This window comes from Kitasatospora sp. MBT66 (genome assembly GCF_000710405.2).
Lineage (GTDB): Bacteria > Actinomycetota > Actinomycetes > Streptomycetales > Streptomycetaceae > Kitasatospora > Kitasatospora purpeofusca.
In genome coordinates this window covers 357174-364917 of the sequence record NZ_JAIY01000005.1, presented here as the reverse complement: position 1 = coordinate 364917, position 7744 = coordinate 357174, and the positions used below count along the sequence as shown (strand labels likewise).

Genomic DNA, 7744 nt, shown 5'->3' with positions numbered 1-7744 from the left:
GGTGACGATGTTATTTCCAGAGAATTGGCCGCCCCGGGACCGTCCGCGCGGTTGCGTGTCCGGTGCTCCCTGTCGAGCGACTTAAAAACACTACCCCTCCCCCGCGGTCAGGGCAAGTCACTGCCGGTGACGGGCCCGGGCCGGCGGGTCAGAGGTCGAGTTCGGTGTCCGTGATCGGGTAGGCGACGCAGGAGTGGGTGTAGCCGAAGCGTTCGTCGGACAGGCGGAGGCGGGCCTCGGTGGCGGTGTGGACGTGGCCCTTGACCACCCGGATCCGGCAGAGGCCGCATTCACCGGAGCGGCAGGCGGCCTCGGGGCGGATACCGGCGTCCTCCAGGGCGTCGAGCAGCGGCCGGTCCCGGCGGGTGCGGAAGGTCCGGCCGCGGGCGGTGACGTCGACCTCGGTCGCCGGGTCGGTGCCGGTCGGCCAGTGGGGCTGGGTGGTGGGGTCGGCGGGGGCGCCGTTGGCCTCGAAGCGGATCCGGCGGCGGGGGTGGCCCAGGTCCGCGAGCTGGCGCAGGGCATAGGGGTAGAGGGCCTGCGGTCCACAGACGTAGACGGTGCGGCCGGCGAGCGGTCCGGCGAGGGCCTCGACCAGGGCGCCGGTGAGCAGACCGGTGGGTCCGGTCCAGTCGGCGGCGGCGTGCTGGACGACATGGTGCACGTGGATGTCCGGGTGGGTGGCGGCGAGGGCGTCGAGTTCGGTGCGGAAGACGATGTCCTCGGCGCTGCGGGAGCCGTACAGCAGGTGGAAGCGGCGGGACAGGCCCCGGTCGGCGATCTCGCGGACCATGCTCATCGCCGGGACGACGCCGGAGCCGCCGGCGAGGAAGACGACGTCCTCGCCGTGGAAGAGCGGGTTGTGGTGGAAGGTCCCGGTGGGACCGGTGGTGGTGAGGGTGTCGCCGGGCGCAAGGGTGTCGATCAGGTGGTTGCTGATCCGCCCGCCGGGCACCCGGCGCACGGTCAGGTCCCAGTGGTCGGCCCGGGCGGGGCTGGACGCGATGGCGTAGGGGCGGTTGGTGCCGTCGGCGAACACCCCGACGTACTGGCCGGCGAGGAAGGGCGGCAGGTCGCCGCCGTCGGGGCGGCGGAGCCGGAAGGTGCTGGTGCTGACGGTCTCGGTGACGATCTCGGCCACGGTGAGGCGCAGCCGCCGGGGATGGTGGGCGTCGACGGCGGCGGTGCTCGCGGCGGGGTCGGTGGCGTGGTGCGGGCGGGCTTCGAGATCGGCCCGCACCGCGTCGTGCTCGTCGAAGTGGGGGGCGATGGGGTGGCTCACGGGCGTTCTCCAACCTGGTGCGGGCGGGCAGAGGGGCCGGGCTCAGGCCGCGTCCCTGGCGCGGAGCAGGCGGCGGGCGACGCGGGCGCCGGCCTCGAGGGTGGGCTGGAAGCCGCCCGGTCCGGCCCAGGAGCCGGCCAGGTGCAGTCCGGGGACGTGGCTGCGGCGTTCGCTGTTGCGGAAGAGCCAGCCCTCGGTGCGGTCCTGGTCGTAGCCGTAGATCGCGCCGCCGGGGTGGCCGAGGTAGCGGGCCATGGTGAGCGGGGTGGCGACGTCGACCTCCTCGATCGCGTCGCGGATGCCGGGGGCGACCGCCTCGACCCGGTCGAGCAGGGTCTGCGCGTAGGCGAACTTGGTCCGGGCGTAGTCGGCGGGCGGGATCTTCGCCCAGTGCTCCCCGTACTGGAGGGTCATCAGGCTGACGTGGGTGGCGCCGGACGGGGCGAAGCCGATCGGGGCCACGTCGTAGGAGGTGACGCAGATGCCGCGGGCGGGTTCCAGGGTGCGGGTGGCGGCGTAGGTGCGCTCCTCGTCCTCGTCGGCGTGGACGAAGGTGGTGCTGGTGGTGAAGCCGAGTTCGGCGGGCGTGGCGGCGAGGCCCATGTGCAGGACGACACCGGAGACGCCGGTCCGGCGGGTGGCGAGGTCCTCGCGGACGGCGGCGGGGACGGCGTCCTCGCCGAGCATCGCGTAGGTGACCGGGAGCGAGGCGTTGGAGACGACGTCGCGGGCGGTGACCTCCTCGCCGTCGTCCAGCCGGACGCCGGTCACCCGGCCGTGCTCGGTGAGCAGGGCGGTGGCGGCGGTGTTGAACCGCACCTGTCCGCCGGCGCCGAGGAAGGAGTCGAGGATCGCGGTGGACAGCGCCTGGGACCCGCCCACGAGGTGCCAGGGCTTGTACTCCAGGTAGGCGTAGAGGGTGAGCGCGAGGTCCTGGAAGGCGAGCCGGGAGGGCGGCTGGCCGAGGTAGGTCCAGTAGGTGCCGAGCACAGACTTCGGGCCGGGGTCGTCGAAGAACTCGTCGAGGACGTCCTTGACCGGGCGCAGCCCGTACCGGAACAGCACCGGGTCGACCTGCTCGGGCGGCATGCCGCGGATCGCCGCGATCTGCCAGAAGGTGACGTCCTTGACCAGTTGGAGGAAGCGCTCGATCCGGTCCCGGTTGCCGGGGAAGGCCGCCGCCAGGGCCTCGGTCGTGCCCTGCCAGTCGGCGGGCAGGGTGACGTCGTAGCGGCCGGGGACGACGGCCCGGTAGAGGTCGTGCTCCTCGACGAACTCCAGCTTGTCGCTGACGCCGAGCCGGTCGAAGAGTCCGCGGAGGGTGAAGGGCTGCCCCTCGGCGCCGACGCCGGAGAGCTGGTGCAGGGCGACCTCGAACTCGAAGCGGCCGCGGCGGAAGGAGGTGGCGCAGCCGCCGGGCAGATTGTGCCGCTCGACCAGCAGGGTGCGCAGGCCGGCGAGCTGGAGGCTGGTGGCGGCGGTCAGCCCGGCGTTGCCGGCGCCGATGACGACGGCGTCGAAGTCGCTCACCGGTCGGCCGGCCCGGCCGCGTCCGACTCCGCCGCCTCGGCTGCCTCGGCGGCGATCCGGTCGAACTCGGCGGCCATCGCGGCGGCGAGCGCCTGCGCGCCGGAGAGCGGACGGACCATCACGGTGAGCTCGTCGATCCTCCCGTCCTCGTCGAGGTGGAGGAAGTCGCACCCCTGGAGCTGCTTGCCGCCCACGGTGGCGGTGAAGACGAGGGCGTGGTCGCGTCCGTCGGGGTCGCCGATCTCGCGGACGTAGGCGAAGTCCTCGAAGACGCGCAGCACGCCGCGCAGGATCGCGCCGGTGATCGCCTTGCCGGGGTAGGGCTTGAACGCGACGGGGCTGGTGAACACCACGTTCTCGGCGAGGAGATCGATCATGGCCTGGGCGTCGCGGTCCTCGACCGCCTTGCGGAAGGGGTGCATGGGGAGGCCTCCGGTCCCTAGTCATCGAATTGAGTAGGTGTACCGGCGAGTATGGGGCGGTCGGTGACGCACTGTCCATAGCCATTAGTCGCCTTGTTGACTAGTGGCTGCTAGCGTGACCGCATGGCTTTGCGGCACGCGGTGATGGCTGCCCTCCTGGAGGGCGAGGCCTCCGGCTACGACCTCTCCAAGGGCTTCGACGCCTCGGTGGCGAACTTCTGGATGGCCACCCCGCAGCAGCTCTACCGGGAGCTGGACCGGATGGAGTCCGCCGGCCTCATCTCGGCCCGGGTGGTCGAGCAGGAGCGTCGCCCCAACAAGCGCCTCTTCTCCCTCACCGAGGCCGGACTCGCCGCCGTCCACGCCTACACCGCCGAGCACACCGACAAGCCGACCACCATCCGCGACGAGCTGATGGTGAAGGTCCAGAGCGTCGACGCCGGTGACGCCGTAGCCGTCCGCGCGGCCGTGGCCGAACGCCTGGAGTGGGCCCGCCGCAAGCTCGCCCGCTACGAGCGGCTGCAGGCCAAGCTCCTCGACGGCCGCACCGAGGAGCAGCACCTCGCCGAGGCCGAGCGCGTCGGCCCCTACCTCACCCTGCTGCGCGGCATGGCCTTCGAGCGCGAGAACATCCGCTGGTCCGAGACCGCCCTCCAGGTCCTCGCCGCCCGCACCGCCCGCCACGGCTGACCGCGCCGGAGGAGGTCCGGCCCCCGTCACTCGGCGGGCTGCGCCGGGAAGGTGCGCAGCGCCCGGACCTCCCTGGTCAGGATCAACGGCAGGCAGGAGAGGAGGCCGATCCCGGCGATCAGCCACAGGGTGGGGCGCGTCCCGACGGCGGAGGCGAGGTAGCCGCCGGCCGTCGCGCCGACCGGCAGCGTGCCCCAGACGACGTCTGGGTGCCGAACTGGCTCACGGTGTGCGCCGACCACACGGCCCGGAAGTTGCGCTGCCGCCATACGCTCACCGGCCTGGCAGCGGCAACCGCCGGGACGGGCTCGGAGTCGACGTTCACGGTCCCTCGTTCCTGATCGGTGATCACGGCCGGCTGCCGACGCAGTGGCCACCTTTTTGTGCGTACTGGGCAACGGCGTGCGGCGGGACGAGACTTGGCAGCCGGAAGCACGGAAGGCGAGGGCAGCGGATCAGGGAGGCCGGCGGTCCGACCTGCTCGGCCCGCTCGGCCTGCTCGGCCCGCTCGGCCGTCATCCGGTCGAGGCGCTCGTGGCCCAGGTCGGAAACCGGGCCGAGGGCGTCGGAGAGCCGTCGGCCGAAGTCGGTCAGGGAGTAGACCGTCTTCAGCGGAAGGACGTCGTGCACCTCGCGGTGCACCAGGCCGTCGGACTCCATCTCGCGCAGGGCCTGGGTGAGGACCTTCTCACTGAGGCCGGGAAGGCGTCGGCGGATCTCGGCGGGGCGCTGCGGCCCGGACTCCAGCAGCCAGAGCAGGGACGTCTTCCACCTGCCGTCGATCACGGCGACGACGGCGGTCACCCCGCACACATTCGTCCTCGCGGCCTGACTGCGCGTCATGTGGTCCCCCCGGACTCGTCGTTGTTCACCACCATGTCTACAGGAGATGAAGTATGTCCACCAACCACACCCCGCCCACCGTCACCGTGCTCGGCCTCGGGCCGATGGGACGCGCCCTGGCCGGCGCCTTCACGGACGCCGGCGTCCGCACCACGGTCTGGAACCGCACCCCGGGCCGGGACGCCGCGTTGCTCGCCCGGGGCGCGGTGGGCGCGGCCACGGCGCAGGAGGCCGTGGCCGCGAGCGAGCTGACGGTCGTCTGCGTGGTGGACTACGACGCCTCGGACGCCGTACTGCGGCGCGCCGAGGTCGAGGCCGCGCTCAAGGGCCGGACGGTGGTCAGTCTGACCGCCGACTCGCCGGACCGGGCCCGGTCCGCGGCCGCGTGGGCGGCGGAGCACGGCATCGGGTACCTGGACGGCGCCGTCATGACACCGGCCCCGAGCATCGGCACGCCCGCGGCGGTCTTCATCCACAGCGGCCCGGCCGACCTCTACGGGCGGTACGCGCCGGTGCTGGCACTGCTCGGCGGCACCCACACCCACCTCGGCGAGGAGATCGGCCGGGCGGCCGCCTTCGACCTCGCGCTGCTGGACATCTTCTGGACGGCGACGGCCGGGTACGTGCACGCGCTGGCGCTGGCCGGGGCGGAGGGGATCAGCGGGCGCGAGCTGGCGCCGTTCGCCCGGGGGATCGGTGCGATCCTGCCGCCGCTGTTCACGCAGTTCGCCGAGGACTTCGACAGCGGGAGCCACTCGGGCGCGACCAACCCGCTCACCTCGGCGGTCTCCAGCATGGCCCACGTCGTGCACACCGCGGAGTCGCACGGCATCGAGTCCGGGATGATGCGCGCGGCCGAGGGCCTGGTCCGCCGGACCATCGCCCTCGGCCACGGCGGCGACGGGGCGAGCCGCCTCGCCGAGGTGCTGGGCCGACGCTGAAGCCCGCCGCACCCGCGCGGAGGCCCGTCGGCGGGACAACTGCTCCGCGTCCCCCGCCGGGGACCGGGACAGGAGGGGGACGGAGGCGGGAAACGGGCGGGACGGAGGGACGCCCCGGCCGCTCTCCCCCGGCCGGTCCGGGGTGTCCCAGGGACGGGAAAGCCCTGGTGGGACGGGTGATGCGGCGCCGAGCATGGGCCTTGTCCGAGTCACGGACCGCAGACCCGGGGGTGTCCCGCCGGGGCGGCCCGTGACCGCTTTCCGAGATGGGGGAACCTTCCATGATCAAGAACGTGGTCCGGCGCGGAGCCGTCACCCTCGGCGCCGTCGCCGTCGCCGTCACCTCGCTCGCCGGTGTGGCCCACGCCGACCGGGGCGTCCCGTACGTCAAGCCCGGCCAGCGCGGCGACGGGGTCGCCTGCGTGCAGCAGGGCCTGCGCAACGCGGGGTACAACATCGCGGTGGACGGCCAGTACGGCAACGCGACCTACTCGGCGCTGACCGACTTCCAGCACAACCGCGGCCTCTCGGCGGACGGCATCGTCGGTCCGAAGACCGGCGACGCCCTCTACTACGGCTACCTCAAGCCCTCGGGCAACCTGGTCCAGATCGAGTTCTGCCCCACGGTCATCCCCACCAGCTGACACACCGGCCTACCCACCGTCCGGGCGGCCCGCCGGAACGACCCGCCCGCCGGATCCGGACGGCCCCACCGCTGCCCTCGTGCCGTCACATCAGGCGCGGGGGCAGCGGTGCTCCGCCGCGCCCCCGGACCTCCCGCCGCTCAGCTCCTCCTCTTCCTCCTCCCCTCCGAAGGACCAGGTAGCCCTCGACATGACCACCGACCCCACCACCTCCCACCTCGCGCGCCGCTCGGTGCTCACCGGCGCCTTCGCGCTCGGCACCGGCGCGCTGCTCTCCGCCGCACTCCCCGCCGGAGCGGCGCGCGCCGCCACCGGCCCGACCATCTCCTCCACGGCCGCCTGGGGCGCCCGCGCCGCGTCCGGCCCGCTCAACATCCTGCCGGGCGCGCCGGACAAGGTGATCGTGCACCACACCGCGACCGCCAACGTCACCAACTACTCGCAGTCCGCCGCGTTCTCGCTGGCCAGGTCGATGCAGACCTACCAGATGGACAGCGAGGGCTGGATCGACACCGGCCAGCACTTCACCGTCAGCCGCGGCGCGTTCATCACGGAAGGCCGGCACAACAGCCTGTCCACGCTGGCCGGCGGCACCCAGCACGTGGAGTCCGCCCACTGCACGGGGCAGAACACGGTCGCGATCGGCATCGAGAACGAGGGCACCTACAGCACCGTCGACCCGCGCAGCGAGCAGTACGCGGCGCTGGTCTCCCTCATCACCTACATCTGCCGCCAGTACGGGCTGCGGGCCTACCAGATCTACGGACACCGCGACTTCAACAACACCGAGTGCCCCGGCGACCGCCTGTACGCGCTGATACCGAAGCTGCGCCGCGACGTGGCCGCCCAGATCGGCGGGGACCCGACCGGCCCAGTGTGGCCGATGCTGAGCAGCGGCGCCTCGGGCGAGCGGGTGAAGACCCTGCAGTACCTGCTGGTGCAGCGGGGCGCCTCGCTGACCGTGGACGGCTCGTTCGGTCCCGCCACCCAGAGCGCCGTCACGGCCTTCCAGAACACGGTGCACGCCTCGGCGGACGGCGTCGCCGGCAACCAGACCTGGAGCCAGGCGGTCGCGCCGCTGGCGCGCGGGGCCTCGGGCAGCGCGGTGACCGCCGTGCAGAGCCAGCTGGTCGCGCACGGCATCTCGGTGGCGGTCGACGGCGCCTTCGGCCCCGGGACGCAGTCCGGGGTGGCGTCCTTCCAGAGCTCGGCGTCGCTGCCCGCCGACGGCGTGGTCGACGCCCGGACCTGGAGCCGGCTGCTCGCCTGACGCTCACTGCCGTACGGCTCCGGCGCCGCCCGCGGACCAGGTCACCGCGGGCGGCGCCGCTGTGCGTCGCACGAAGCGATTGATGAAGCGCCTGTCGGACGTTCCATCACGCCGCATCCATC

General features: G+C 73.1%; 8 protein-coding genes and 1 pseudogene. 4 read left to right on the top strand and 5 right to left on the bottom strand.

The window, feature by feature from the left end; genetic code table 11:
• Window positions 1-148: 148 nt before the first annotated feature.
• From BI06_RS12560 to BI06_RS12550, 3 genes are read right to left on the bottom strand one after another with little or no spacing between them, the layout of a single operon-like run.
• Window positions 149-1282 carry an FAD-binding oxidoreductase gene (locus BI06_RS12560; protein WP_043467922.1) on the bottom strand — a complete coding sequence of 378 codons (1134 nt, stop codon included), beginning with the start codon at window positions 1280-1282 and terminating at the stop codon, window positions 149-151.
• Between the two features lie 42 nt (window positions 1283-1324).
• Window positions 1325-2812 carry an NAD(P)/FAD-dependent oxidoreductase gene (locus BI06_RS12555; RefSeq protein ID WP_030398147.1) on the bottom strand — a complete coding sequence of 496 codons (1488 nt, stop codon included), beginning with the start codon at window positions 2810-2812 and terminating at the stop codon, window positions 1325-1327.
• Entirely contained in the window at window positions 2809-3234 is a 426-nt protein-coding gene (locus BI06_RS12550) for a nuclear transport factor 2 family protein (protein ID WP_043467920.1), read from the bottom strand. Before BI06_RS12550 ends, BI06_RS12555 begins: the two co-directional genes overlap by 4 nt.
• 123 nt (window positions 3235-3357) lie before the next feature.
• Here BI06_RS12550 and BI06_RS12545 point away from each other — a divergent pair, with 123 nt between their 5' ends.
• Window positions 3358-3924 carry a PadR family transcriptional regulator gene (locus BI06_RS12545; protein ID WP_043467918.1) on the top strand — a complete coding sequence of 189 codons (567 nt, stop codon included), beginning with the start codon at window positions 3358-3360 and terminating at the stop codon, window positions 3922-3924.
• Window positions 3925-3950: 26 nt separating this feature from the next.
• On the opposite strand, the gene BI06_RS12540 is transcribed toward BI06_RS12545, so the two are convergent.
• A complete protein-coding gene (locus BI06_RS12540) occupies window positions 3951-4166 on the bottom strand; it encodes a hypothetical protein (protein WP_043467916.1) in 216 nt (71 codons plus the stop codon).
• Window positions 4167-4428: 262 nt separating this feature from the next.
• Window positions 4429-4767: pseudogene (locus BI06_RS12535) on the bottom strand (winged helix-turn-helix transcriptional regulator); the annotation flags it as partial.
• Between the two features lie 53 nt (window positions 4768-4820).
• Between BI06_RS12535 and BI06_RS12530 the strand changes: the two are divergent.
• The 3 genes from BI06_RS12530 (at window position 4821) to BI06_RS12520 (ending at window position 7622) form a co-directional block, all read left to right on the top strand.
• Window positions 4821-5708 (top strand): NAD(P)-dependent oxidoreductase, encoded by an 888-nt coding sequence (locus tag BI06_RS12530; protein ID WP_043467914.1) that lies wholly within the window; start codon window positions 4821-4823, stop codon window positions 5706-5708.
• Window positions 5709-5989: 281 nt separating this feature from the next.
• Window positions 5990-6352, top strand: coding sequence for a peptidoglycan-binding protein (locus BI06_RS12525; protein WP_043467912.1), 363 nt, complete (start codon window positions 5990-5992; stop codon window positions 6350-6352).
• Window positions 6353-6542: 190 nt separating this feature from the next.
• Complete coding sequence (locus BI06_RS12520; protein ID WP_043467910.1) at window positions 6543-7622, top strand: N-acetylmuramoyl-L-alanine amidase; 1080 nt, start codon at window positions 6543-6545, stop codon at window positions 7620-7622.
• The last annotated feature ends 122 nt before the right edge of the window (window positions 7623-7744 follow it).

What these genes read in the sequence shown, in the direction of transcription:
- BI06_RS12550 (WP_043467920.1), bottom strand. Translation starts at nt 3,234, where the DNA reads ATGCACCCCTTCCGCAAGGCGGTCGAGGACCGCGACGCCCAGGCCATG.
- BI06_RS12545 (WP_043467918.1), top strand. Translation starts at nt 3,358, where the DNA reads ATGGCTTTGCGGCACGCGGTGATGGCTGCCCTCCTGGAGGGCGAGGCC.
- BI06_RS12530 (WP_043467914.1), top strand. Translation starts at nt 4,821, where the DNA reads ATGTCCACCAACCACACCCCGCCCACCGTCACCGTGCTCGGCCTCGGG.
- BI06_RS12525 (WP_043467912.1), top strand. Translation starts at nt 5,990, where the DNA reads ATGATCAAGAACGTGGTCCGGCGCGGAGCCGTCACCCTCGGCGCCGTC.
- BI06_RS12520 (WP_043467910.1), top strand. Translation starts at nt 6,543, where the DNA reads ATGACCACCGACCCCACCACCTCCCACCTCGCGCGCCGCTCGGTGCTC.